Source organism: Flavobacterium cutihirudinis (genome assembly GCF_003385895.1).
In the GTDB taxonomy this organism is placed as follows: domain Bacteria; phylum Bacteroidota; class Bacteroidia; order Flavobacteriales; family Flavobacteriaceae; genus Flavobacterium; species Flavobacterium cutihirudinis.
Map to the genome: position 1 here is coordinate 1172700 of NZ_QRDQ01000007.1, position 24614 is coordinate 1197313.

Annotated in this window: 21 protein-coding genes and 1 tRNA gene; 13 read left to right on the plus strand and 9 right to left on the minus strand. The window is 32.2% G+C overall.

Translation table 11 applies throughout. From position 1 onward, the window contains the following. Positions 1-306 precede the first annotated feature (306 nt). Positions 307-1080: a DUF4304 domain-containing protein gene (locus tag BD847_RS05115; protein ID WP_115887167.1), complete on the minus strand. Its 774-nt coding sequence runs from the start codon at positions 1078-1080 to the stop codon at positions 307-309. Positions 1081-1158: 78 nt separating this feature from the next. Beyond that, positions 1159-1236, minus strand: a tRNA-Val gene (locus BD847_RS05120). A 264-nt stretch (positions 1237-1500) separates the two neighbouring features. Between BD847_RS05120 and BD847_RS05125 the strand changes: the two genes are divergently transcribed. Then, positions 1501-3291 (plus strand): ABC transporter ATP-binding protein, encoded by a 1791-nt coding sequence (locus BD847_RS05125; protein WP_115887168.1) that lies wholly within the window; start codon positions 1501-1503, stop codon positions 3289-3291. A 275-nt stretch (positions 3292-3566) separates the two neighbouring features. On the opposite strand, the gene BD847_RS05130 is transcribed toward BD847_RS05125, so the two are convergent. Next, positions 3567-4736: a proline dehydrogenase family protein gene (locus BD847_RS05130; protein WP_115887169.1), complete on the minus strand. Its 1170-nt coding sequence runs from the start codon at positions 4734-4736 to the stop codon at positions 3567-3569. Between the two features lie 266 nt (positions 4737-5002). Between BD847_RS05130 and aroB the strand changes: the two genes are divergently transcribed. The 5 genes from aroB to recQ all read left to right on the plus strand — a co-directional run bounded on the left by aroB (position 5003) and on the right by recQ (position 11524). Next, the gene (aroB, locus tag BD847_RS05135; protein ID WP_115887170.1) at positions 5003-6070 is read left to right on the plus strand and encodes a 3-dehydroquinate synthase; all 1068 of its coding nucleotides are present in this window, start codon (positions 5003-5005) and stop codon (positions 6068-6070) included. A gap of 299 nt (positions 6071-6369) precedes the next feature. Beyond that, positions 6370-7773: a type III PLP-dependent enzyme domain-containing protein gene (locus tag BD847_RS05140; RefSeq protein WP_115887171.1), complete on the plus strand. Its 1404-nt coding sequence runs from the start codon at positions 6370-6372 to the stop codon at positions 7771-7773. A 109-nt stretch (positions 7774-7882) separates the two neighbouring features. Then, complete coding sequence (locus tag BD847_RS05145) at positions 7883-8851, plus strand: deoxyhypusine synthase family protein (protein WP_115887172.1); 969 nt, start codon at positions 7883-7885, stop codon at positions 8849-8851. An 8-nt stretch (positions 8852-8859) separates the two neighbouring features. Beyond that, positions 8860-9267: a DNA primase gene (locus BD847_RS05150; protein ID WP_115887173.1), complete on the plus strand. Its 408-nt coding sequence runs from the start codon at positions 8860-8862 to the stop codon at positions 9265-9267. Positions 9268-9400: 133 nt separating this feature from the next. Then, the gene (gene recQ, locus BD847_RS05155; protein ID WP_115887174.1) at positions 9401-11524 is read left to right on the plus strand and encodes a DNA helicase RecQ; all 2124 of its coding nucleotides are present in this window, start codon (positions 9401-9403) and stop codon (positions 11522-11524) included. A gap of 160 nt (positions 11525-11684) precedes the next feature. Here recQ and BD847_RS05160 read toward each other — a convergent pair whose 3' ends face one another. The 4 genes from BD847_RS05160 to BD847_RS05175 all read right to left on the minus strand — a co-directional run bounded on the left by BD847_RS05160 (position 11685) and on the right by BD847_RS05175 (position 16631). Then, entirely contained in the window at positions 11685-12200 is a 516-nt protein-coding gene (locus tag BD847_RS05160; RefSeq protein WP_115887175.1) for a DinB family protein, read from the minus strand. A 41-nt stretch (positions 12201-12241) separates the two neighbouring features. After that, complete coding sequence (locus tag BD847_RS05165; RefSeq protein WP_115887176.1) at positions 12242-14827, minus strand: phosphoenolpyruvate carboxylase; 2586 nt, start codon at positions 14825-14827, stop codon at positions 12242-12244. 92 nt (positions 14828-14919) lie between these two features. Next, positions 14920-15399 carry an Lrp/AsnC family transcriptional regulator gene (locus tag BD847_RS05170; RefSeq protein ID WP_008468989.1) on the minus strand — a complete coding sequence of 160 codons (480 nt, stop codon included), beginning with the start codon at positions 15397-15399 and terminating at the stop codon, positions 14920-14922. A gap of 77 nt (positions 15400-15476) precedes the next feature. After that, complete coding sequence (locus tag BD847_RS05175; protein WP_115887177.1) at positions 15477-16631, minus strand: M14 family metallopeptidase; 1155 nt, start codon at positions 16629-16631, stop codon at positions 15477-15479. Positions 16632-16944: 313 nt separating this feature from the next. Here BD847_RS05175 and BD847_RS05180 point away from each other — a divergent pair, with 313 nt between their 5' ends. Beyond that, positions 16945-17418: a helix-turn-helix domain-containing protein gene (locus tag BD847_RS05180; protein ID WP_115887178.1), complete on the plus strand. Its 474-nt coding sequence runs from the start codon at positions 16945-16947 to the stop codon at positions 17416-17418. Positions 17419-17501: 83 nt separating this feature from the next. Here the strand turns inward: BD847_RS05180 and BD847_RS05185 are convergent, their stop codons facing one another. Beyond that, a complete protein-coding gene (locus BD847_RS05185; RefSeq protein ID WP_115887179.1) occupies positions 17502-18053 on the minus strand; it encodes a 1-acyl-sn-glycerol-3-phosphate acyltransferase in 552 nt (183 codons plus the stop codon). Positions 18054-18118: 65 nt separating this feature from the next. On the opposite strand from BD847_RS05185, the gene BD847_RS05190 reads away from it, so the two are divergent. The 6 genes from BD847_RS05190 (at position 18119) to BD847_RS05215 (ending at position 22862) form a co-directional block, all read left to right on the plus strand. Further along, positions 18119-18784, plus strand: coding sequence for a spermidine synthase (locus BD847_RS05190; protein WP_115887180.1), 666 nt, complete (start codon positions 18119-18121; stop codon positions 18782-18784). Between the two features lie 9 nt (positions 18785-18793). Then, positions 18794-19471 (plus strand): peptidoglycan DD-metalloendopeptidase family protein, encoded by a 678-nt coding sequence (locus BD847_RS05195; RefSeq protein WP_115887181.1) that lies wholly within the window; start codon positions 18794-18796, stop codon positions 19469-19471. A gap of 6 nt (positions 19472-19477) precedes the next feature. Beyond that, positions 19478-19951 (plus strand): hypothetical protein, encoded by a 474-nt coding sequence (locus tag BD847_RS05200; protein ID WP_115887182.1) that lies wholly within the window; start codon positions 19478-19480, stop codon positions 19949-19951. Positions 19952-19973: 22 nt separating this feature from the next. Continuing rightward, the gene (locus tag BD847_RS05205) at positions 19974-20489 is read left to right on the plus strand and encodes a hypothetical protein (RefSeq protein ID WP_244201559.1); all 516 of its coding nucleotides are present in this window, start codon (positions 19974-19976) and stop codon (positions 20487-20489) included. A gap of 52 nt (positions 20490-20541) precedes the next feature. Next, a complete protein-coding gene (locus tag BD847_RS05210) occupies positions 20542-21012 on the plus strand; it encodes a nuclear transport factor 2 family protein (protein ID WP_115887184.1) in 471 nt (156 codons plus the stop codon). 107 nt (positions 21013-21119) lie between these two features. Continuing rightward, positions 21120-22862, plus strand: coding sequence for an APC family permease (locus BD847_RS05215; protein WP_115887185.1), 1743 nt, complete (start codon positions 21120-21122; stop codon positions 22860-22862). A 199-nt stretch (positions 22863-23061) separates the two neighbouring features. Here the strand turns inward: BD847_RS05215 and BD847_RS05220 are convergent, their stop codons facing one another. Next, a complete protein-coding gene (locus BD847_RS05220) occupies positions 23062-24549 on the minus strand; it encodes an aminotransferase class V-fold PLP-dependent enzyme (protein ID WP_115887186.1) in 1488 nt (495 codons plus the stop codon). Positions 24550-24614: the final 65 nt, after the last annotated feature.

Sequence of the window (24614 nt, forward strand, 5' to 3'; positions counted from 1 at the left end):
CAGCTAGATTTTGTATTTGCAAGCGTTTTTAGAAAAAAAAGTGAAATATTTTTTGCTGCATTGTTTATCAAGCTTCTAACATAAGATTTTCATGATCCTCTAGAAGTATTTCTTTCCAAGTGCTGTTTTTTTATAGCTGTTTCATCATTCTAAATTAATATTTCTCGGTAAAAACTAAAACAAAAAAAAACTCCTTAAATTTCTTAAGGTTTTTTTTGGTGGTCCTTACTAATCATTTTTTGCAGGATTTGAAAAAACTTGCAGTCATATAGATTGGATTTTTATTTGATAAATCAATAATCATGTTTAAATTCCAAAAAGCTTTTTTAACCAACTCTGCTTTATATTTACAAATTTAATATTTGCTTCTGAGTCTTCTATTTCTTCAAGTTCAACATTATATTTCTTAGCAAATCTTTTTATATTATCGATGTAATGTTGGTTAATAGATGTCTCTGATTTAACTTGCTGTCGTCCATCAGGAAAATTAACTGTGTGAGTAGATTTTTGAGGATTTAATGCTTTTTTATAATGCTCTTTAATAATATTATTTCCTTTTTCAATTTGACCTGTGGTCATATAAAATGCAATAAGATAATATGGTGACAAGGTAGGACTTATATACTTACTGTCTTTATCTAAAAAAAGTTGTAATTTTTCAAGGGAATCATAGTTCTCAAATATTGGTTTTAAGTATTTTTCAAGATCAGTTTTAATTTGCTCCGCTGTTTTTGAGGGATCAATATTTTTTGATAATGTGTACCAATGATCCCTTTTATGGGAAAATATTCCAAGACGATTGTATATAAAACAATCATAAGTTTTTGGAAATTCTAACGGTATTACTTTATCATCAACAATTGAAGATATTTCTGCATTATAAAAACCGAAATTAAATGTAAAGTCAATACTGTCATTATATGAATTCCATTGGCTTTTCTGAACATTGAAGCATTGGATTACATTATTAGTCTGCTTTGAAAAATGAAGAGCCTTACGTTTGAATCCAGATTTCTTGAAAAAAGGTATAATTATTTCTTTGCAAATTATGTCAAAGTCAGTTTTTAAATTTTCATTCATAGTTTGATTGGATTAATACAAAGAAGTTGTGAAGACAAATTTAAACAAAAAAACTCCTTAATTTCTTAAGGAGTTTCTTGGTGGGCGATGAGGGGTTCGAACCCCCGACCCCCTCGGTGTAAACGAGGTGCTCTGAACCAGCTGAGCTAATCGCCCTATTTTACTAGGTTGCTATCATTTCGTGATTGCGAGTGCAAATATATATCTAGATTTTGTATTTGCAAGTGTTTTTGGTGAAAAAAATGTAAATATTTCCGGTTAAATATTTAGAGTTCTATTTTCCAGTAAATTAAAAACCAAATAAAAATCTCGATTTTCTTAAATTTAGTTAAAAACAGAGAACTCAAAAGCTAATTAAAAATATTCTTTTGTATTCACTTGCTATAATCATACCTTTGTATACCTTAATTGTATATTCAAATGGCTAGATTTCAAGAAAACGATTTACCGAAAGCTAAATTAGACTCTAACTCCCTTCAAAAAGCACTCCGAATTTTTAAATATGCCAAGAACCACAAATGGAAATTTTTCCTTGGCTTGATTTTCCTTTTATTAACCAGCGCCACTGCCCTAGCCTTTCCTAAATTAATGGGAATGCTTGTTGACTGTGTAACGAATAAAGATCTTGACAAAGCAAATGAAATTGCCATTGCATTAATGGGAATTTTAACTTTGCAGGCGATTTTCTCTTTTTTCAGAATTTCCCTTTTTGTGAATTTTACAGAAAATTCATTGTCAAACATTCGTTTTGCATTGTATGAAAACCTGGTAAAATTGCCAATGTCTTTCTACTCTCAAAAACGTGTTGGTGAACTAAACAGCAGAATCAGTGCAGATATTTCGCAATTACAAGACACTTTTACCACAACAATCGCCGAATTCCTGCGTCAATTTATTTTAATTATTGGTGGATTTGTGATTTTAGGAAGCATCAGTCCAAAACTGACTTTAATGATGCTGGCTATCGTTCCTGTTGTTGCCGTTGCAGCAGTTATATTTGGAAGATTTATTCGTAAATACGGTAAAAAAACACAAGATAAAGTGGCAGAAAGTCAGGTAATTGTTGAAGAAACATTACAAGGAATCAGCAATGTTAAGGCTTTTGCGAATGAATGGTACGAAATTCAGCGTTATAAAAATAAAATAAAAGAAATTGTAAAAATTGCCATAAAAGGCGGACAATACAGAGGTTATTTTGCTTCGTTTATCATTTTATGCCTTTTTGGCTGTGTAGTTGCTGTCGTTTGGTACGGAATTACTTTGACAATTAGAGGCGAAGTTGAAGGCGTAGGGGATTTGATTTCTTTTGTTCTTTATACTACTTTTATTGGTGCTTCTTTTGGAGGAATTGCCGAAATGTATGCTCAGATTCAAAAAGCAGTTGGGGCAACTGAACGTGTTTTTGAACTTTTAGAAGAAACTCCGGAAGAAATCAATACAAATTCAAAAGTACATACAATAGAAAAAATAAAAGGAAATGTTACTTTTAAAAATGTTGCATTCCATTATCCTTCAAGAAAAGAAGTTCAGGTTTTAAAAGATGTAAATTTCTCAGCTGAATTTGGACAAAAAATTGCGATTGTTGGACCAAGTGGAGCCGGAAAATCGACTATTTCGTCTTTATTACTGCGTTTCTACGATATTACGTCTGGAGAAATTTTAGTTGATGGGAAAAATATTCATGACTATGATTTAGAAAATCTGCGTGGAAATATGAGTATTGTGCCTCAGGATGTAATTTTATTTGGAGGAACAATAAGAGAAAATATTGCGTATGGAAAACCAGATGCTTCAGACGAAGAAATTATAGCGGCAGCAAAACAAGCAAATGCTTTTAATTTTATAGAAGGTTTCCCAGAAAAATTTGAAACCTTAGTTGGAGAACGCGGCGTAAAATTATCCGGCGGACAACGTCAGCGTATTGCTATTGCGAGAGCTTTGCTTAAAAATCCAAGTATTTTGATTTTAGATGAAGCAACATCATCATTAGATAGCGAAAGCGAAAAACTGGTTCAAGAAGCTTTAGAAGTTTTAATGGAAGGAAGAACAAGCATTATCATCGCTCACCGTTTGTCAACTATTAGAAATGCAGATAAAATCTTAGTTTTAGACAACGGAAAAATTTCCGAAGAAGGAACGCATCAGGAATTAATAAACCTTGAAAACGGAATTTATAAAAACTTAAGCAATTTACAGTTTAGTAATTCTTAAGAAATTTCAAATTCCAATTACAAAACAAACCCGACAGATTTTAAAACCTGTCGGGTTTGTTTTGTTTAATGACCATTGTAAATCGGATTGAAGTCCGTCTCTAAAATATAAAGCGAGCCAAAAGTTTTTTTTAAAAGTTCCGAAGGAACGAACCATATTGTAGAGCTGGACTTCAGTCCAGTTTACACAAAGAATATTAAAAACAAAAAAAGGGCTCCAATTTTTAATTGGAGCCCTTTATATATAAACTATAAACTGAGACAGAAAACTGAAAATTATTTCCCTTTTCTACGTTTACGTTCTGCTTTAATCATAGATAATTCGCGACTTGTTTGTCCTGCTACAGAAGTGTTTTCTTCTGCACGACGAATAAGGTATGGCATAACATCTTTTACAGGACCAAATGGCAAATATTTTGCAACATTATAACCGTTTTCCGCCAAGTTGTAACTAATGTTATCGCTCATTCCGTACAATTGACCGAACCAGATTCTGTTATCATTTTTAGAGATACCTCTTTGCGCCATCATTTCCATTAGTTTGTACGAACTCAATTCGTTGTGAGTTCCGGCAAAAATGGCCATTTTTTCGATGTGATCTAACATATAATGTACAGCAGCATCATAATTTACATCAGTTGCTTCTTTAGAAACACAAATTGGAGAAACATATCCTTTTTCTTCTGCGCGTTTGTTTTCTTTTTCCATGTAAGCACCACGAACTAGTTTCATTCCGATATAGAAACCTTCATTTTTGGCAACTTCATGTAGTTTTTTCAAATAATCCAAACGATCCCAACGGTACATTTGCAAAGTATTGAATATAATGGCTTTTTCTTTGTTGTATTTGCGCATCATGTCAGTTACTAAATCATCAGCAGCGTCTTGCATCCAGCTTTCTTCACCATCAATAAGTAGAGCTACATCTTTTTTGTGTGCTTCACTGCAAATTTTATCAAAACGAGCCACTACTCTATCCCATTCAGCTTGTTCAGAAGGATTTAAAGTTTGTTTTTCTCCTAGTTTTTCATACAATTCGAAACGGCCTAATCCGGTTGGTTTAAATACCGCAAACGGAATTGCAAGGCGTTCTTTTGCAAATTCCACAGTTCTTAATGTCATTTCAAGAGCAGCATCAAACTGTTCTTCTTCTTCTTTTCCTTCAACAGAATAATCCAACACCGATGAAACGCCTTTAGTATACATTTTATCTACTACAGTAAGACAATCATTCTCGTTTACACCACCACAAAAGTGATCAAAAACAGTGGCACGAATTAACCCTTCAACAGGAAGATGCGCTTTAATAGCGAAATTAGTAACAGCGGTTCCAATTCTAACAAGAGGTTCACTGTCAATCATTTTAAAAAGAAAATAGGCTCTGTCAAGTTCGGTATCACTTTTTAGTGAAAATGCAACTTGAGTGTTATCGAATATTTTTTCCATTAAGTTTAGTTTTTATGCAAAGATAAAGACTGTTTTGAATAATGTTTAATAAACGATATCATATTTTTGCATATTTTTAGTTAAAGTTGTATTTTGACGTAAAAGTTTACAGAATTAGAAAAGCGTCTCTTTTAAAGAGCTATAAATGCCATTCTAGGATTTAATAAGTCAGGAAAATCAAGACTTATTCAACAAATTAGAGTTAAAATTTGAATATTATTACGTCAAAAATGCCGTATTTTGCGTTTTAAAATAACCGAAGAAGTATGAAATCTATTCAAGCCAATAATTATCTGGTGCATTTTAACCAAAATGCATACGAAGCATTAAATAATCATTTAAGAGAAAATAAATATTCAAATATCTTTATAATAGTAGATGAGCATACAAATGAGCACTGTCTTCCTAAATTTATTCCAATGCTGGAAACAGATTTATCCATCGAAATTATTGAATTTGAAGCTGGTGAAGCCAATAAAAATATTGAAACCTGTATAGAAATCTGGAACATATTAACGGAACTTGGTGCTGATAGAAAATCGCTTATTATTAATGTTGGAGGTGGTGTTGTTACTGATTTAGGAGGTTTTGTTGCTTCTACTTTTAAAAGAGGTGTTAACTTTATAAATGTACCAACTACTTTATTGTCTATGGTTGATGCTTCTGTTGGAGGAAAAACGGGTGTTGACTTAGGGAATCTTAAAAACCAAATTGGAGTAATTAACGTTCCTCAAATGGTTTTGATTGATACAGAATATTTAGAAACTTTGCCACAAACCGAGATGCGTTCCGGTTTAGCTGAAATGCTAAAGCATGGTCTAATTTACGATGCTCCGTACTGGCGACAGTTTTCAGATTTAAAATCGATTGTTTTTGATGAATTGGATCAGTTAATTTATCGTTCAGTTGAAATTAAAAATGAAATTGTTATTCAGGATCCAACAGAGAAAAATATTCGTAAAGCATTAAACTTCGGACATACATTAGGACATGCTATTGAAGGATATTTTTTAGAAAGTGAAGAAAAAACAACTTTATTGCACGGCGAAGCCATTGCTGCCGGAATGATTTTGGAAGCTTATATTTCACTAAAGCAAAATCTTATCTCAGAAGAAGAATACAGAGAAATTAAAACCGTAATAAAAGGTATCTACGACGACATCATTTTTGAGGAAAATGACATTGATCCGATACTTGAATTGCTGATTCATGACAAAAAAAATGAATATGGTTTAATTCAATTTGCGCTTATTGAAGGAATCGGAAAAATAAAGATTAACCAATCTGTTGAAAATAAATTGATTCTAGAAGCGTTTGAGGATTATAAATCTTAAACTTTTTTTAATCAAAAGCATTGCTTTAGGTATATATTATTTTTTACATTTGCCACAATGAAAACAAACAGTAAACAAAGACAATTCAGCTCTTACAGAAACCGTCTCAACAGTTCTTTATTAAGAATGTTGAACCGTTTTTATAATAGTAAAAGTCCGTTTTGTTTTGATGTTTTTCAATGCTCGAAGGCAGAACATGAAAAACTGCCCATTATATTCGCCAATATTAGAGTTTGAATTTTAGATTTAGAACCGATAAACTAAATTTAAAAATTACAACTTATAATATTGAAATATAAATGAATACAAAATATTCTGATCTAATTAATCAAACATATTACTTTCCACAAGAGGAATTTAAACTAAACAAAGACAACCTACAGTTTCACAACATCGATTTGATGAAATTGGTTGAACAATATGGTACCCCATTAAAGTTTACCTACCTGCCTCAAATTTCTGAAAACATTAATAAGGCAAAAGCCTGGTTTAGAAAATCAATGGAAAAGAACAAGTACGAAGCAAAATATTACTATTGCTATTGTACAAAAAGTTCTCATTTTGAGTATATTATGAATGAGGCATTTAAAAATAATATTCATATAGAAACATCATCAGCGTTTGATGTTAATATTGTGGAAAACTTATTGGAGAATGGTAAAATCAACAAAAGTACTTATGTAATATGTAATGGTTTTAAAAGAGATGAGTACATATCTAATATCGCAAGATTAATCAACAACGGACATAAAAACACTATTCCGATTATTGATAATTACGAAGAATTAGATTTGCTTCAGGCAGAAATCAAAGGAAAATTTAAAATTGGAATTCGTATTGCTGCTGAGGAAGAGCCTAAATTTGAGTTTTATACCTCAAGATTAGGAATTGGATATAAAAATATCGTTTCGTTTTATAAAAAACAGATTCAGGAAAATGATAAACTGGAGCTTAAAATGCTTCACTTTTTCATTAATACCGGAATAAACGACACATCATATTATTGGAATGAGCTTGTAAAATGTATCAAAGTATACATTGCACTAAAAAAGGAATGTCCTACTCTTGATGGTTTGAACATTGGAGGTGGTTTTCCAATTAAAAACTCATTGGCGTTTGAATATGATTATCAATATATGATTGATGAAATTATCAATCAGATTAAAATCGCCTGCGATGAAGCAGAAGTAGATGTTCCTAATATTTTTACGGAATTTGGATCATTTACTGTAGGTGAAAGTGGTGGCGCAATCTATCAGATTTTGTATCAAAAACAACAAAATGATAGAGAGAAATGGAATATGATTGATTCATCTTTCATAACAACTTTGCCGGATACTTGGGCAATAAACAAACGTTTTATCATGCTGGCGGTGAACCGTTGGAATGATACTTACGAGCGGGTTCTATTGGGTGGATTGACTTGTGATAGTGACGACTATTATAATTCAGAACAAAACATGAACGCTATTTATTTGCCTAAATACAACAAAGAAAAGCCGCTTTACATTGGTTTCTTTAATACTGGTGCGTATCAGGAAACAATTGGAGGATATGGAGGTTTACACCACTGTTTGATTCCACAACCTAAGCATATTTTAATAGATCGCGACGAAAATGGTATTCTGGCAACCGAAGTGTTCTCAGAACAACAAACTTCAGATGATGTATTGAAGATTTTAGGATACAAGAAAAAAATGTAAAAAAAATTCTTGCAAATTAAATGTTAATATTTGAAAAATGATTAATTTGCATACAACAGAAGGTTAAAAACTTTTTAATTCAAAAACAAAGAAAAAAAACAAGAACGAAATGAAAGGACCAATCAGTCAGTTTATTGAAAAACATTATTTACACTTTAATTCTGCTGCTTTAGTTGATGCTGCAAAAGCTTATGAACAACAGTTAGCAAATGGTGCTAAAATGATGGTGAGTATGGCTGGCGCTATGAGTACAGCAGAAATTGGTAAAATTTTTGCCGAAATAATTAGACAAGATAAAGTACAAATTATTTCATGTACTGGAGCCAATCTAGAAGAAGATATCATGAATCTTGTTGCACACTCTCATTATGAAAGAGTGCCACATTATCGTGATTTAACGCCGGAAGACGAATGGGCTTTACTTGAAAGAGGATTAAACCGTGTTACTGACACTTGTATTCCTGAACACGAAGCATTCCGTCGTTTGCAAAAACACATTTACAAAATCTGGAAAGATGCTGATGATAAAGGAGAACGTTATTTTCCACATGAATTCATGTACAAAATGTTATTATCAGGTGTTTTAGAAGAATACTACGAAATTGATCTAAAAGATAGCTGGATGTATGCAGCTGCAGAGAAAAATTTACCAATTATCGTTCCAGGTTGGGAAGATAGTACAATGGGAAATATTTTCGCTTCATACGTAATTAAAGGTGATTTGAAAGCATCTACCATGAAATCAGGAATTGAATATATGACATTCCTTGCTGACTGGTATCCAAAAAATAGCGCTAACGGAATTGGATTCTTCCAAATTGGTGGTGGTATTGCGGGTGACTTCCCTATTTGTGTGGTACCAATGTTGTACCAGGATATGGAAATGCACGATATTCCTTTCTGGAGCTATTTCTGTCAAATTTCAGATTCTACAACTAGTTATGGTTCTTATTCGGGAGCAGTTCCAAATGAGAAAATTACTTGGGGTAAACTAGACATCAAAACCCCTAAATTTATTATAGAGTCGGATGCTACAATTGTTGCACCGTTAATTTTTGCTTATTTATTAGATTTATAGGATATTTTATGAAAAGAGTTATAGTAGACTACGCTAAATTGACCAATGAAATTTTAAACCTTTTGGTTGAAAAATTTCCTGATGGTTATGACGATTCGGATGTTATCCGTTTTAGAAACGCTAAAAACGAATTAGTAGAAGCTGTTGAAGTTCGCACCGAAGACACTATTTATTTAGTAAAAATCAGTACTAAACTTGCTGACAGAATTGAAAACTACGATGAAGATGACGATATTGATCTTGATGTAGATACAATTGAGCCAGTTAAAGGGATTGATCTTGAGGATGATAGCGACGACGATGACGATGATGATACTCAGGACAAGCCAGATACAGATGGTGGTGACGATGATGATGATGAGGATAAAGATGATATCGCAGACGATAGTGATGATGACGATGACGACGAAGACTAATCGTTTATTTTAAATATTTAAAAAAAGGAACTCTACAAAAATGAGTTCCTTTTTTTATTACGTAACAAATTTATATGTTTGAAAGAAATTTCTTATATTTAATAATTCATCTTTACAAGAAATAATATTACATATGACATCAGAATTATTACACGCCAAACTAAAAGACAATTTTGGTTTTGAAAAATTCAGACCCAATCAGGAAACGATAATTAATACCATACTTTCTGGTCAGGATACGCTTGCCATTATGCCAACTGGCGGAGGGAAATCAATTTGTTTTCAATTACCGGCTCTTGTTTTGCCAGGAATTACAATTGTTATTTCTCCTTTAATTGCATTAATGAAAGATCAGGTTGATAGTTTAAAAGCCAACGGAATTTCTGCATGTTATATTAATAGTAGTCAAAGCACTGAAGAACAGCAATTTAATATTGATAATCTAAAATCAAATATTTTTAAATTGGTATATATTGCTCCTGAAAGTTTATCTTATCTGGATGTTATGTTTAATGAGTTAGAAATAAGCCTGATAGCGATTGATGAAGCACACTGTATTTCATCTTGGGGGCATGACTTTAGACCTGCTTATACCAATTTGGGATATTTAAAAAATCGCTTCCCTTCTACTCCAGTTCTGGCACTTACTGCAACAGCTGACAAAGCGACGAGAACAGATATAACCAAACAGCTAAATTTAAAAAATCCAAAAACTTTCATTGCTTCATTTGATAGAAAGAACTTAAGTCTGGAAGTTCGTCCGGCTTTGGATCGTGTAAAACAAATAATTGAATTTGTTGAGAACAAACCGAATGAGTCCGGTATTATTTATTGTTTAAGTCGAAAAACGACTGAAGAACTTGCAGAAAAATTACAAAAAAACGGAATTACTGCAAAAGCTTATCATGCTGGTTTAGACAATAAGATCCGTGCAAAAACACAAGACAGTTTTATAAATGATGATTGTCAGGTTGTTTGTGCGACAATTGCTTTCGGAATGGGAATTGATAAATCAAATGTACGCTGGGTTATTCATTACAATCTGCCAAAAAATATTGAAGGGTATTATCAGGAAATTGGTCGTGCTGGTCGTGATGGATTGCCTGCTGAAACTATTTTGTTTGAAAGTTATGCCGATGTTATTCAGCTTCAGAAATTTGCGTCAGAGGGATTGAACTCAGATGTTCAGCTTGCAAAATTAGAAAGGATGAAGCAATATGCAGACGCTTTGAGCTGCAGAAGAAAAATTCTTTTATCTTATTTTGGAGAATTAGTATCTGATAATTGTGGCAATTGTGATATTTGCAAGAAACCTCCAATATTTTTTGATGGAACAATTTTAGCCCAAAAAGCATTATCAGCGATAACCCGTTTGCAGGAGTCTGAACCATTACCTGTTATTGTTGATTTTTTAAGAGGCTCAAAAAACGCATATATTTTTGAAAAAAATTATCAAACGCTAAAAACGTACGGAATTGGCGCAGACATTTCATGGTACGACTGGAATCAATATTTAATTCAGCTGATCAATCTTGGTTATTGTGAAATTGCATTTCATCAGCACAATAAAATTTTGTTGACGTCATTTGCTAAAAAAGTTTTGTTTGAAGGCGAAAAAGTAAAATTGACAACTGTCGTTAAAAAAGTGATTGATAAAAATGAAATCAAACAAGAGAAAATGAAGGTAGCTAAGAATTCTCTTTTTGAAACACTTCGAAAATTACGTTACGAAATTGCAAAAGAAGAAGAAGTTCCGGCTTATGTAATTTTTAGCGATGCATCTTTGCGACAAATGGAAATTTTACGACCTATGACGGATGATGATTTTCTTGCGGTCGAAGGTGTTGGTAAAGCGAAGTTGGAAAAATACGGTTCCGAATTTATTAATGCGATAATTGAATTTTATAAAAATAAATCGGTTGTAAAAAAAGAGAAAAAAGGAAGCACTTTTAATAAAACGCTTGAATTATTTGAAAATGGAATTTCTGTAGAAGAAATTGCTGAGCAAAGAAGTATTAGTAAGACTACTGTGATTTCGCATTTAGCAAAATTGTATGTAGATGGTCATAATTTAGATTTGAGCCAATTTGTTTCTGAGGACGAAATTTCGAAAATAGAAAAAGCTCAGATAGAACTGGAAAATCCTAATGCGCTAAAACCTTATTTTGATTATTTTGAAGAAAAAATGTCTTACGATAAAATTCGTTTCGGGTTAGCTTTTATTGAAAGGAAACAGAAATCAGTTTTGTCATCTTGACGAAGGAAAGATCGCACTAGAAATTCCATAAAGTTAGTAGCCAATCTTTATAGAATTTCTAGTGTGATTCCTCGTTCCTCGGAATGACAAGATTGGGTAAAATAGTAAACCCGACTGGTTTTTAAAACCTGTCGGGTTTGATTTTATAACTTATTTTGAATTACAAATACCTTTCTCTAAAAACTTTTTGATGATGTTTTTGATGTCCTATAATGACAAAGCCTAAAGCACGAACAGAGATTTGAATATTTGAAGCAGTTCCAATTCGTTTAAGCTGTTCTTCAGACAAGCTTTTGAAAAACAATAAATTAGAATGTCTTAACGCCGAAAGCTCAGTAAGTAAATCTTGAATACTTCTTCGGTTTGAATCAGTGTTAACTGCATAATCATTTTCTTCAAAACTTGGCAAAGGCGTTTTGTCATTTCTGGAAAACCTTAATGCTCTGTATGCAAAAATACGCTCACAATCAATTATATGTTGGATGATGTCTTTTATAGTCCACTTCCCTTCAGCATAACGATAGTCAAATTTATCCATTGGGATATCCTGAACAAATCGGATAAAATCATGCAGCGAAATTTCTAATTCTTCTATTAGGTTTACATTTCCAGCTTCTTTAATATAAGTTGCAAATCCGCCAGAGTATTCATTTTCTAACAATTGATCTGAATTCATTTTAGATAATTTTAAATTTCTATAATAAAATAAATTTAACTTTAAGCGGAGTTTCTACTTGCATTAGTATTTCCGAAAAGAGATCTGGTTACAATTTTCTCATACACTTTTCTCAAATCTTCGTTTCCAGAAAGATCTTTGTTTAATTCATTAATTCGTAACAAAGCATATTGCTGAATAGTCAATAATGGTAAAACAATTCGTTCTCTAATTTGAATTGACGCAATACCGTCAGGATAATTTTCCATCAAAGTTTTATGCCCGGCAATTTTTAGTAATAAACGTTTTGTTTCTGAAAACTCATCGTATATGATTTGCCAAAATTCACCAAACTCAGGATCATTTCTCATATAAGCAGTCAATGGTAGAAATGATTTAGCCAATGACATCATACTATTTTCTAATAAAGTTTTGAAAAATAATGAATTGTGGTACAGATCACTTACTTTATCCCATTGTCCGTTTTCTTCGAAATATCTTAGTGCTGAACCAACTCCAAAAAATCCAGGTACATTTTGTTTCAACTGGCTCCATGACCCAACAAACGGAATTGCTCTTAAATCAGCAAAATCCAAAGACTCTGATTTACTTCTTTTTGAAGGACGGCTTCCGATATTAGTTTTAGAATAATATTTCAGCGTACTCATCTTTTCCAAATAAGGAATAAATTTCGGATGATTTTTAAAACTTAAATATTTTTCATATCCTAAATCAGCTAAATGATTTAAGATTTGAGTCTCTTCTGCTGTTAATTCATTTTTATCTTTGCTGAATACCTGATTCGTTACACCGGCACTCAAAAGATTCTCAATATTATAACGACATGAATCTAAAGTACCAAAGTTAGAGCTGATTGTTTGCCCTTGTACAGTAATTTGAATTTCGTTGTTTTCAATTTTTGGTCCAAGTGATGCGTAGAATTTGTGTGTTTTTCCACCACCACGAGCCGGCGGGCCTCCACGTCCATCAAAGAAAATAGCTTTAATGTTATATTTTCTGGAAATTTCAGTCAGGGCAATTTTAGCCTGATAAATACTCCAGTTTGCCATTAAGTAACCACCATCTTTTGTTCCGTCAGAAAAACCAAGCATAATAGTTTGCTTATTTCCTCTTGCTTTTAGATGTTTTGAATATTCAGGATTAGTGTATAACTGCTCCATTATTTGATGCGCATTTTGTAAATCATCTACAGATTCAAAAAGCGGAATAATATCAACTGTTGGTTCTTCCCAATCATTCAAACGAATCATTGCAAAAGTCTCCATCACATTAAGTGCACTTTCATTGTTGCTAATGATATAGCGGTTTGCACCTTCTTCACCATTATTTTCCTGAATTGTTTTTATAGCCTGAACAGATTCTAAAGTTGATCTTGTGATTTCATTTTCAAAATCAGCTGGATTTAAATTGCCTTTTACTTTTGATAAAACATCAATTTTCTCATTTTCTGTCAGTTCATAATAATTCTTTGGGAAAATTGATGAACCTGAATTTAGATAATGAGTAACAACATCTTTAAATACTGCATTATGAATTTTACTATTCTGACGAATATCTAAAGTGGCGAAATGAAACCCAAATAAATTGATTTTTACCAAAAGTGCTTCCAGTTCATCTAAATATAGTGACTGGTGCTTCTCGATAATTATCGTTCTAATTTTATTTAACTGCGTCAATAATTCATCTAAAGTGATAAATATTTCACCTTTAGAATAAAATACTGAACGATAAAGTTTATGTTCAAGATCGGCTACCAAAGTATCTACATCTGAGAAAGTTAGCTTGCGCTTTAAATTTCTCATTTCGACATAATAACATTTTAAAATTGAAGTTCTTAAACGATCAGCAACTTTTAAAGTTATATCAGTAGTAACAAAAGGATTTCCGTCACGATCTCCGCCTGGCCAGAAACCAAGTTTGATTAATTGATTTTTAATTGCATTTCCGTCAAGGATGTTTTTTTGCAGATAATGCACAATTTCTCCTGAAGTAGCATAAAATACGTTTTCAAGATACCAGATTAAACTAACTGCTTCATCATAAGGATTAGGCTTTTCATTTTGTATAAAAGGTGTTTTCCCTAATTGCGCCAGTAATTGTTTTATCTGTAATAAATTGTTCTGACGAATCGCTTCAGTCAAATCATTGATAATTCCCAAAACCGGACCAGGATAAAATTGTGTTGGGTGTGCCGTTAAAACTGTTCTTACGTTGAAGTTCTCTAAGAATTCGCTTAATTCATCATCTTTTTCCTTTGCATCAGATTTCTCTTTAATATCACGAAGCGAACCACGCCCTTCCATGTTGTTAACTTCAGGAAATGCAGCGTCTTCGATAGCATCAAATAATACAATTTGACGTTCTATATATTGAATAAATCGAAACATTAAGTCGATTTTTTCCTTTTCAGAGGCGTTATTTAAAAATTTATTTGAGAAAAAGTCGAATATTTCCTTTGGTGTTTCCTGTTTTTTAAATCCTGTTTCACAAGTTTCTGTAAATAACGGAAGTAAAACACCCGTATTGTCAATCGAATCAAAGGGTAATGTTATAAATACACTATTGTAAATGTGATATTTAGAGAGAACGTCCTGATTAAAACGTTCAATTTTTGGTAACGTGTACATAATTGTGTTGTAGTTGGTTGGTTAATTAGTCATAAAAAAACCTCAAGAGTAAACTTGAGGTTATATTTTATAATATAGCATTCAAGAAAATATTACATATTTTTAAAAATAGTATGCATCAAACGCTTCTTGTCGTTAATACTTTCTTCTAATGAAATCATAGTTTCTGTTCTGTAAACACCATCGATATCGTCAATCATAAAAATTACTTCTTTCGCGTGTTTCGTATCTTTTGCTCTAATTTTGCAAAAAATGTTGAATTTACCTGTTGTAACAGAAGCAACAGTCACGAACGGAATTTGATTGATTCGCTCTAATACAAATTTTGTTTGAGACGTATTATTAAGGAATACACCCACATAAGCAATAAATGAATACCCTAATTTATCGTAATCTAAGGCCAAAGAAGATCCCATTATTATACCGGCATCCTCCATTTTTTTTACTCTAACATGTACTGTACCAGCAGAAATCAAAAGTTTTTTTGCAATGTCAGTAAACGGAACTCTCGTATTGTCTATTAACATATCTAAAATCTGGTGATCTACTTCATCTAAACGAAATTTACTCATAATTCTTTAATTAATATTACTAATTGCTATTACAAAGTATAAAAATATATATAAAAAACAACAAATTCACATAAAAATTAACTTTTTATCAACCCGTTAACAAATTTAGTATTTTTATTTAAATAAAAATTTGCTTTTTGATTCATTTTCGGCAAATTATCATAATCATCAGAATAAACTGCACCTTCTGCGTCATATTCGTAATGTCCAAAATAATTTTCTAAGTCACCTACTTCTGCTATATAAGCATTAAAATGAATCTTATTTTCAATCAATTCTTCTTTGTATTGTGCGACAAAATTCGTAATAATTTCGATACCATCATAATTTATTTTGATATTTTTATACATAAAATCATAAAAAACGACTTTATTTTGTGAAATATTCAAATAATCTTGAATTCTATTATCAACTAAATCGTTTTCGAAGATAAGTTTAAAGCTCGTAATTAGTGAGAAAAAGATGTATTTTCTGGTAATTTCACGATCGTAATCGTTCGCGTAATGACCTGCTTCAAATAAAATGGTAGGAACTCCTAAAAACTGAAAAGTATCTCCTATGCAATTGATATTAAATGAATCATCAAAACGGCCAATTTGTCCAGGGATATATTTTTGTAGCTCATCATTTAATCCTGCAATCAAATTTATCGCTTTCAATCGGTTTTCGTTAATCTCTCGTTCTTCATTATAAGAAGGTGCTAAAAAAGAAACCGTTGCCGGTTTTCCTGTTTCACCCGCACCGAAAATAGTGCGCTGGTCGTGCAAATTGAAGCAGTAATGTGGTTTGAAAGTTTCAAAAACATTTCTAAGGACATTGCTTTCTGGCTGCGTTAGATTTTGTGAATCACGATTTAAGTCAATTTTATTTGCATTTTCACGTGTATATAACTTCGCTCCATCTGGGTTTAGTATCGGAATGCTGTAAAATGTAAATGTATCAAGCATTTTTTTTGCAAAGTCAGATCCATTGTTTAACACATTTATAAAATCAAAAAGCGCTTTTGTTGTTGTGCTTTCGTTGCCATGCATTTGCGACCATAGATAAATACGTGTAGCGCCAGTGCCAATTTCATAACTATATATAGGTGCGCCTAAAACTGATTTGCCAATAATTTTGACTTGATTATTGGTGTTTAATTTATCTAATAAAGGTTGGATATGATCTAAAGTTAGATAGCGTCCTTCAATTGAAAGTTCTTTGTTCTGACTAAATAATTCTTCTAAATTCATTTGTGATTTGATTAGTTTACAAAAGTAAACATCTTTATTTTTACAATTGTAAACTAGTAAAAATACTGATAATTCAGAATTGTAAACATGTATTGTGTAAATTTCACCACCTTTGGGATTAATTTAATTGACAAATGTTATTTGTTTATATTTAGGCTATTATTTTATTGTTTTTCAATTATTTAAACTAAATTAAGTAAAGTGTTAATTTATAATAAAGAACATGTTTACCGTAGATTTATATTGCATAATAGGTTATGTTTTTAATTTTAGTTACATTTGTAAACATGTAGAATGCTTAAAATAATTTACAATGGTAAACATAGAAGATTTTGTCAGACGACTAGAAATTATACTGGATTACTATGGTATAAATGCCTCTTCATTTGCAGATAAAATTGGAGTGCAGCGTTCCAGCATGTCGCACCTTCTTTCTGGTCGAAATAAACCGAGTCTTGATTTTGTAATGAAAATTCTTGAAGTTTTTCCCGATGTTGATTTGTATTGGCTTTTAAACGGAAAGGGAGAATTTCCAAAAAATAATGAAGAGATTATAAATCAAAAGATCGATTCAAATTCGGAAAACGAAAATATTGCCTCCCCTTTTCCGTCGAATGAAAAATTGGAAACGTTTGACTTATTTTCAGGAATAGAAAATAATGAAGTTAAAAATGGAGGACAAAATGTTTCTTCAAAAAAGAATCAATTATATTCTTCTCAAGAAAGTGAAATTGAAAAAATTGTCTTTTTTTATAAAAACGGGACATTTAAGGCATTCAATCCCTGATTCAGAAATTTTGCGTATTTGAAAAATTTTGAAATTGTTTTCCAATTAAGCGATTCTCACTCAATTGGAAAAATAATGAATTTTTAGAATTGTAATCCGTTATCAGGAATTTTTCCTAGTACACCTTTGTAGTGTTTTTTTAAAATTTCTAAATCGGCTTCATAATTTCCAGTTGGAAAAAATGGTGTTCCTAAGTTTACTTCTTTTTTACCCCAATCGAAAGCGACAGGAACAATTGGCACATTTGCTTTAAGTGCGATATAATAAAAACCGCTTTTCAGCTCATTTACTTTTTTACGCGTTCCTTCAGGAGCAACAGCTAAACGAAAAACTTCTTTACGATCAAAAATTGCTGCAATCGAATCTACTTTATTCAATCCGCCGGAACGATCTAATGGTTCGCCGCCAACGCTTCTGAAATAATATCCAAAAGGAAATTTGAACAATTCCTTCTTTCCTACCCAATTCATTTCTAATCCAGAAATTCCACGGGTAAAAATTCCCAAATAAAAATCATGGTTACTGGTATGTGGCATAACCATCAGGACGCATTTTTTTACATTAGCATTCTCCAATCCCACTATTCTCCAGCCCATTAGCTTAAAGAAGATAAATTTGTATAACAGTTTCTTCATTAAAAATTAATATTTGGTGCAAAATAAAAGATTTAAATGGTATTTTTGAGTAAAAGCATTACAAAATGATTCAAAAACTTTTCAGTTATTTTATTCCAATCAAAATATTCAAAAAAAAATCTTCAAGAAGTAAAATTATTGAAGTAACCTGGGCGAATGGCGAATTGGTTTTAGATTCTGAAAACACGAATTATTCTTATGGGAGTTTACAACGCATATTAAGGTACGGTTTACGAAATATTGGATATGACGCTATTTTAGAAATGAGTCATATTTTGGTTTTGGGAGTTGCTGGCGGAAGTGTTATCAAAACTTTGGTTGATGAAATTGAATATAAAGGTAAAATTACCGGCGTTGAAATTGATCCTGATATGATTGAAATTGCAAATCAGTATTTTAACCTTAAGGATATTAAACAATTGGAAATCGTTATTGATGATGCTTTTGAATTTGTGCTTAAAACCAAAGACAAATACGATTTGATTATTGTCGATATTTTTGAAGACATTAAAATGCCGAATTTTTTGTTTGAAAGTTTTTTTAGTAATCGCATTTGTTCTTTGTTAAAGAATCAGGGTTTTATTCTTTTTAATACCATGATCTTGGATGAGGCACATAATGTTAGAAATCGTAAATATATTTCGGAAATAAACCCTAAATTGTTTTCCTCAAAAATGCTGCCCCGCATTGAGGTTCATAATGAATTAATAATAATTGAAAAAGTTGAATAATCTAAATTTATGAAAACCCTTGCCTCTATTTTAAACGCCTTACCACCTACTAAGATTATTGATTCAAGTATTGATTTTTCTCGATATGTCGCTTTGGATTTATCGGTTACTAATCAGGAATTAGTCGAAAGTAATCCTGAAAATGCTATCGAATTTGAGAATTTTATTTCAAATTATTTAAAACAAAACAATGCAGAAGTTGCCTACGGAGGTTATATTGAAGGTCGTACCTTGTATAAAAGAAGTACGATTTTTAAAAACGAATCAATTCCGGAGCGTAATATACATATAGGTCTGGATTTATGGAGCAAAGTTGGAACTCCTGTTTTGGCTGCTCTTGACGGAAAAGTTCATAGTTTTAAAAACAATATTGGTTTAGGCGATTACGGCCCTACGATTATTTTAGAACACGAAATTGAAAATGAAAAATTTTATACTTTATACGGTCATTTATCGTTAGAAAGTATAGAAAGTCTCACTGTCGGGAAGTTTTTCAAAAAAGGAGAACAAATTGCAACTCTCGGAAATGCCGCTGTCAATGGCGATTACGCTCCTCATGTACATTTTCAAATCATCCAAAACATTGAAGAAAACTGGGGAGATTATCCGGGAGTCTGCAATACAAATGATCTTAACTTTTATATTGAAAACTGCCCCGACCCTAATTTATTATTAAAAATAACATAAATAGTTATGAAGAAAGCAGGATTGATTATATGTTTGTTACTGTTAATTGGATGTAAATCGAAAACAATCAGCAGAGATACAGAGGATTTAAAAATTAAAAAAGTAGCTTCTACTGAAATTAATTCAAATCAGCAGAAAAAAGCGTACGAATTAGGTAAACGCGTATTGGAAACCTGCAATACTTCAAAATTTAAGCCTTTTAATGAAACCGAAGTAACGAAATCTGTTATGGATAACACAACTGAGGAAAGATTGACAAAAACCTGCCAACGTTTTAGACAATATTATGGAAGTTTTATTGATTTGAAGTTAGATGGTGTATATAAAACAAAAAACGAAGTGATTTACCGTTATCATGCTTTGTATACAAAAAAGGTTGCCAATAAAGAATTACGTGTTTTTGTTGATGAAAACAATCTGGTTTCTGCTATAAAATCGATGGATTGGGACGAAAAATTTGATATAAAAGTAACCGAATAATAGTATATATATGATTTTAAAAATGCCACTTATCTTTCTTTTTGTTTTAATTTCGACGTTTGCCAATGCACAGCAAACTATTAGTGTAAAGGGATCTCAGCCTTATAATGCAACTCAGGATTATACTTTCATTTGCGAAAAGTATGTTTTATCAGGAGAAATTAATGTTCAAATTGCAAAAACAGATAAAGGTGGAATTTTAAAATTATCTATTCTTACTGCCAACGATAAAACCAAAATTTCCGGAGGTGTTTATGTAGACTTGGCAAATGCTGATGTAATTGCGTGTGTAGATAAAAATGTAAAAGAAGATGCAGAAGGAAGAACAACGGCATATTACTACTTTACTCCGGCTGAGATGAATAAATTAAAAAAAACAGACATATACGCTATCAGGTTTATTGTAGCAAGTACTTCGAGCGTTTTTGGTAATCAAACTAATTACTTTACAGCATATAATAAAAAGGCTTATTTCTCAACAGCATACGATACGTCTAAAAAAAGTTTCGATACAGCCAAAGAAATAAGTGTCTTGTAAGGAAATGATTTGGTAAAATAAATCTTATATTTATAATCAAAATTATCTTTACATGAATGCTAACGAAAGTTTAATTACAAAATTCTACACCGCTTTTGCAAATGCTGATGCTAAAACCATGAGCGAATGCTATCATCCAAAAATACATTTTATCGATCCTGCATTTGGCTTACTAAAAGAAGATCAGGTTTCTGATATGTGGAAAATGTTGATTCAAAAAAGCAAAGGCAATATAAAAATCGAATTTTCAGATATAAAAGCCGATGATTTTTCCGGTTCTGCGCGATGGATTGCAACTTATAATTTTTCAAAAACAAACCGTCAGGTAATCAATAATATAAGAGCTGAGTTTGTTTTTCAGGACGGATTAATTATTAAACATACTGATAGTTTTGATGTTTGGAAATGGTCGAAGCAAGCCTTTGGTCCTACCGGATATTTGTTAGGTTGGACAGGATTTTTTCATAAAAAAATAAAAGAGCAAGCTTTATTGTCGCTTAAAAAGTTTCGGGAATCCAAATAAAATTCTTAAATTCATAAGGTAATATTTTGATTATCTGTTTGTTGCGAAGATTCTTGTGTTTTATCAATAGTAATTAAGCATCAAGATTGTTATTAACCTGAATAACTATGAAAGAACTTGTACACAAAAAACTGAATCAATTGCAGGCAACAGCAATCTGCGGTAATGACATTAGTTCTTCCTGTTTGTACGTTTCGGCGCTAACAATTTTATATGCTGGTCAATATGCATGGATTTCGTTGCTAATTGTTGCAGTCGTTTTATTTTTATTCCGAAAAATATATGGTGAAGTTGTCGGTGCAATTCCTTTAAATGGAGGAGCTTACAACGTTTTATTAAATACATCTACAAAACGGTTGGCGTCGCTTGCAGCTACTCTAACCGTTTTGTCGTATATGGCAACGGCAGTAATTTCGGCTTCAGAAGGAATGCATTATTTGCACGGAATTTTTGAAGGTCTAAACATTACTATTGCAACCGTTGTGATCCTAATTTTATTTACCTGTTTGGCAATTTTAGGAATTGGCGAATCTGCTTTTGTAGCCGTAATTATTTTCATTACGCACATAACGACATTGACTTTGCTGGTTTTGGCATCTGTGTGTTTTTTACTTTTTAATGGGCTCGAAACTTTTCATATAAACTGGCAGACTCCACTTGCTACAGGAAGTATTGAAACCGCACTTTTCCTCGGATTTTCTGCTGCCATGCTCGGAATATCCGGTTTTGAAAGTTCTGCAAATTTTGTTGAAGAACAGCAACAAGGAATTTTTCCTAAAACACTTCGCAACATGTGGGCGATTGTCAGTTTCTTCAATCCTGTAATTGCTATTTTATTAATTAGTGTAATTCCGTTAACGGAGGTTGGAGAAAACAAAGAATCGCTTTTAGCACATTTGGGTGAAACAACCGGCGGTTCATGGTTGGCCTGGCTTATTTCAATAGATGCCGTTTTAGTTTTGTGCGGAGCCGTATTAACTTCGTTCGTAGGTGTTTCTGGATTATTAAACCGTATGACTTTAGATCGAATTTTACCAAATTATTTCCTAAAGCAAAATAAAAGAGGCTCACATTACAGAATTGTAATAAGCTTTTTAATTCTTTGTATTTCAGTACTTTTTGCTACTCAGGGACATTTAGAATCGCTTGCGGGAGTTTATACGTTTTCTTTTCTGGCAGTAATGGCTTTGTTTGGAATTGGAAATTTATTGCTGAAATTCAAGCGTCAAAAACTTCCAAGACCAGAACGTGCCCGCGGTATCGCTGTAGTTGCAGCCGTAATTTTTGTGGTTGCTGCCTTTATCGGCAATATGGAGCTAAACATCAATGCTTTTTATACTTTTTTGAAATACATGATTCCATCTTTAATTTTTATTGGAATAATGCTGAATCGTGTAATTCTGATAAAACTTTTAATAGAAGCACTCGAGTATTTTTACCAGCCACTACGCCGAATGGTAATTTTGAGTAATCGCTATCTTCAAAATTTAAGTATCAAAATTAATTCTCAGGAATTTGTTTTTTTTACCAAAGGTGATGACATTGCAATTTTAAATAAAGTTCTGCAATATGTTGAAAACAACGAAACTACAAAAAAACTAAAAATTGTTCATGTCAAAAAGAATGAAGAAACCAATATTGCACTAAAAAAAGATCTTGAAGTTCTAGATCGTGCGTATGACGATATTGATATCGAATATCTTGAAATAAAAGGAGAATTTGGACCGGAAATGATTGATGAGCTTTCTAAAAAATGGAATATCCCAAAAAACTTTATGTTTATAGCTTCACCTGGAAATAAATTTTCATATCGGGTTTCAGATCTCGGCGGAGTCCGATTAATTATGTAGTTTTTTTTAAGAAGCAGAAAAATCAGTTTTCAATTTAACAATAATCCCGCTATCCGTTTCAATCTTTTGTGCTGAACCCCAGCACAAAAGGATTTCCACTTCTATCGGGGCTAAGCAAGAAATATAATTTTTATAAAAAGTAACAAACGACAAACCCTACAGGTTTTTAAAACCTGTAGGGTTTGTTATCTTTAGCGTCTTAAGATTTAAACCAGCTCTCTACTAATTCATCTTCAAACGAAGTGGCATTTTTATGAACGAACTCGTTAGTGTTTTTATTATAAGAGTAATCCAAAGACCAAGTTTCATGATTTTTAGCTAATTCTTTAATGCTATCGCATACATAAGCAATTTCTTCATCAGTCGTCGTTGGGTGAATTGACATTCTGATCCATCCCGGTTTTTTAATCAAATCACCAATTGTAATTTCATTCACTAGTTTATTTGAAGTTTCCTGATCAACATGCAGTAAAAAATGCCCATAAGTTCCGGCACAACTGCATCCGCCACGAGTTTGAATTCCAAAACGGTCATTCAGTAATTTTACGCCTAAATTAAAATGAAGATTTTCAATAAAGAATGACACAACGCCTAATCTGTCTTTATGTTGACCGGCTAGAATTTTTATATTCTCAACAGGTTCCAATTCATTAAAAACATAATCTACAATTTCATGCTCACGCTGCAAAATGTTTTCGATTCCCATTTCTTCTTTTAGCTCAATTGCCAAAGCAGTTTTTATAACCTGCAAAAATCCTGGAGTTCCTCCGTCTTCACGGTCTTCAATATTATCGATATATTTGTGTTCGCCCCAAGGATTTGTCCAGCTTACCGTTCCTCCGCCAGGACAATCCGGAATCATATTATTGTATAATTTCTTGTTGAAAATTAAAACACCAGAAGTTCCGGGTCCGCCCAAAAATTTATGAGGTGAAAAGAAAACGGCATCTAAATAAGCTTCAGAATCTGCCGGATGCATATCGATTTCTACATAAGGTCCGGAACAGGCAAAATCAACAAAACACACACCGTGATATTGATGCATTAATTTAGCTGCCTCATGAAAAGGCGTTTTTAAACCCGTAACATTGGAGCATGAAGTAATTGATGCAATTTTTATGGTTCTGTCTTTGTACTTTTCTAAAAGTTCCTGCAAATGATCAAGACTGAAAAGTCCTTTTTCGCAAGACGGAATAATTTCAACATCGGCAATGGTTTCTAACCAAGAAGTTTGATTAGAGTGATGCTCCATATGGGAGATAAAAACGATAGGTTTTTTCTCTGCAGGAACAGTTGTGCAGCTTTTAAGGTTTTCAGGAATTTTCAAACCTAGAATACGCTGAAATTTATTTACAACGCCCGTCATTCCAGTTCCATCGGTAATTAAAACATCATCATGATTAGCATTAGCATGACGCTTAATAATATGTCTGGCATGATGGTACGCTTTTGTCATGGCAGTACCTGACACAGTAGTTTCAGTATGTGTATTAGCCACAAAAGGCCCAAATTCATTGAGTAATTTCTCTTCAATTGGACGATATAATCTTCCGCTGGCAGTCCAATCAGTATAAATTATTCGTTTTTTGCCAAATGGGGAAGTAAATTCCTGATTAATTCCCACAATATTTTGACGAAAATCCTTAAAATAAGTTTCTAAACTGATGGTATTATTTTTGCTGTTCATTAGGTGTGCCTGAGTTTGATTGCAAATATATTGCTTTTTTATACAATTGCGAATTTATCAATACT

Excerpts from the sequence above, each read along its gene's own strand:
- BD847_RS05115 (WP_115887167.1), bottom strand. The coding sequence starts at position 1,080 with ATGAATGAAAATTTAAAAACTGACTTTGACATAATTTGCAAAGAAATA.
- BD847_RS05125 (WP_115887168.1), top strand. The coding sequence starts at position 1,501 with ATGGCTAGATTTCAAGAAAACGATTTACCGAAAGCTAAATTAGACTCT.
- BD847_RS05130 (WP_115887169.1), bottom strand. The coding sequence starts at position 4,736 with ATGGAAAAAATATTCGATAACACTCAAGTTGCATTTTCACTAAAAAGT.
- aroB (WP_115887170.1), top strand. The coding sequence starts at position 5,003 with ATGAAATCTATTCAAGCCAATAATTATCTGGTGCATTTTAACCAAAAT.
- BD847_RS05140 (WP_115887171.1), top strand. The coding sequence starts at position 6,370 with ATGAATACAAAATATTCTGATCTAATTAATCAAACATATTACTTTCCA.
- BD847_RS05145 (WP_115887172.1), top strand. The coding sequence starts at position 7,883 with ATGAAAGGACCAATCAGTCAGTTTATTGAAAAACATTATTTACACTTT.
- BD847_RS05150 (WP_115887173.1), top strand. The coding sequence starts at position 8,860 with ATGAAAAGAGTTATAGTAGACTACGCTAAATTGACCAATGAAATTTTA.
- recQ (WP_115887174.1), top strand. The coding sequence starts at position 9,401 with ATGACATCAGAATTATTACACGCCAAACTAAAAGACAATTTTGGTTTT.
- BD847_RS05160 (WP_115887175.1), bottom strand. The coding sequence starts at position 12,200 with ATGAATTCAGATCAATTGTTAGAAAATGAATACTCTGGCGGATTTGCA.
- BD847_RS05165 (WP_115887176.1), bottom strand. The coding sequence starts at position 14,827 with ATGTACACGTTACCAAAAATTGAACGTTTTAATCAGGACGTTCTCTCT.
- BD847_RS05170 (WP_008468989.1), bottom strand. The coding sequence starts at position 15,399 with ATGAGTAAATTTCGTTTAGATGAAGTAGATCACCAGATTTTAGATATG.
- BD847_RS05175 (WP_115887177.1), bottom strand. The coding sequence starts at position 16,631 with ATGAATTTAGAAGAATTATTTAGTCAGAACAAAGAACTTTCAATTGAA.
- BD847_RS05180 (WP_115887178.1), top strand. The coding sequence starts at position 16,945 with ATGGTAAACATAGAAGATTTTGTCAGACGACTAGAAATTATACTGGAT.
- BD847_RS05185 (WP_115887179.1), bottom strand. The coding sequence starts at position 18,053 with ATGAAGAAACTGTTATACAAATTTATCTTCTTTAAGCTAATGGGCTGG.
- BD847_RS05190 (WP_115887180.1), top strand. The coding sequence starts at position 18,119 with ATGATTCAAAAACTTTTCAGTTATTTTATTCCAATCAAAATATTCAAA.
- BD847_RS05195 (WP_115887181.1), top strand. The coding sequence starts at position 18,794 with ATGAAAACCCTTGCCTCTATTTTAAACGCCTTACCACCTACTAAGATT.
- BD847_RS05200 (WP_115887182.1), top strand. The coding sequence starts at position 19,478 with ATGAAGAAAGCAGGATTGATTATATGTTTGTTACTGTTAATTGGATGT.
- BD847_RS05205 (WP_244201559.1), top strand. The coding sequence starts at position 19,974 with ATGCCACTTATCTTTCTTTTTGTTTTAATTTCGACGTTTGCCAATGCA.
- BD847_RS05210 (WP_115887184.1), top strand. The coding sequence starts at position 20,542 with ATGAATGCTAACGAAAGTTTAATTACAAAATTCTACACCGCTTTTGCA.
- BD847_RS05215 (WP_115887185.1), top strand. The coding sequence starts at position 21,120 with ATGAAAGAACTTGTACACAAAAAACTGAATCAATTGCAGGCAACAGCA.
- BD847_RS05220 (WP_115887186.1), bottom strand. The coding sequence starts at position 24,549 with ATGAACAGCAAAAATAATACCATCAGTTTAGAAACTTATTTTAAGGAT.